Genomic DNA, 1337 nt, shown 5'->3' on the forward strand with positions numbered 1-1337 from the left:
CTGTATTCTAAGGTTAAAGCAAGTGGAATAGTACAATTTTGTTAATTATTTTCAAGCTGCGTACTTATAAATGTCCACATATGGTGAATCTCTATCTATGACAGCAAAGATTCTCGAAAGCAGTTTGTTTCTGATTATGTTTAAAGTACTCATATTGTTTTTTCCTTTTTGAATTCTGTTATCATAATATTGCTTCATTTCTGGATTGTACTGGATGGCTGTGCCTGCACACATAGTCAGCAATGCTTTAATCCTTTTATTTGCAAGCTTGTTTGTCTTGGTTCTTCCGTTTGAAGTTCCTGATTGATTCGGAAAAGGAGCAATACCTGCATAGCTGGCAAACTTTCTCCAGTTCTCAAAAGCTGAAAAGCCTCTGGTCAGAATAATCATCATAATTGCGGTCTGAGGGCCAATTCCTTTTATGGAGTTTAACAACTTGTACTGTCTCAGAAGATTGTCATCTTCCATTATCAGTTCTTCGATTTCCTTTTCAATTCTTTCTATTTGCCCATTCAGGCAATTTATCACCTCTTGTTGGGATTGAAGATAGACCTCAAACCCACTGTCGGGGAACTGCTCGACATACTCTCCAAGTCTTGCTTTATAAGCTGCTCTTTCACTGACCATACGCTCTCTAAGGGATGAAAGCTTCTTTAATTTCTCCAGAGTCTGTGAAGGCAGTTTATACAGTTGGAGTTTTTCCCGCTTCTCGTAAATGTACTCTGATATGTCCCGGGCATCAGCCTTATCTGACTTCCCTCTTCTGATCCCTAGGGATCTCTTGAGTTCCAGACCTGGGATCACGGTGAAATCGAATCCGTTTTGGTCCAGAAACAGGATGAGGTTTTCGGAGTAAAGACCCGTATGTTCAAAACCAAAGACCAATTCCGAATGACATATCTTCCCCGCTTTTTCCATTACCCATTCAATCATCTGGGTAAAGCCCTCCTTGTTATTGGGAAAAACCCTGTGACAGGCAAAAGTCCGGAGATAAACATCAAGAGTGGACTTACTCACATCAATTCCAATAAATACATTAAATTTCATAACTTTACGGTTAAGTTTAACAATTTAGGTTGCCGAAACTAAAACCTTTAGAAGGCCTTGAGAACCTAAAATTCTAACTGGTTATTTTGGCAACCTTTTAAAGAATGGGGACTGATACAGACAATAGGTCTAAAGCCTAGCCGACAAGAAAGTTCACCCCATTCTTTTTTGGCCTTAAAATTAACTTATCCACCGTTATCAACAAGTTATAAGTCTCCCCCCAGACCCCCCTCAATGTTGATAGTAATAATAGCTTTATTAGAATATTTATATTTTGTAAATCTAAAGGC

The 1337-nt window shown here is 38.7% G+C and carries 1 protein-coding gene; it reads right to left on the minus strand.

The features are described 5' to 3' along the window. Positions 1–51: 51 nt before the first annotated feature. On the minus strand, positions 52–1047 hold the full coding sequence (locus tag ACFSKV_RS16410) for an IS110 family RNA-guided transposase (RefSeq protein ID WP_380805148.1): 996 nt from the start codon (positions 1045–1047) through the stop codon (positions 52–54). Positions 1048–1337 lie beyond the last annotated feature (290 nt).

It is taken from the genome of Shivajiella indica (assembly GCF_042683085.1).
Taxonomy (GTDB): Bacteria; Bacteroidota; Bacteroidia; order Cytophagales; family Cyclobacteriaceae; genus Shivajiella; species Shivajiella indica.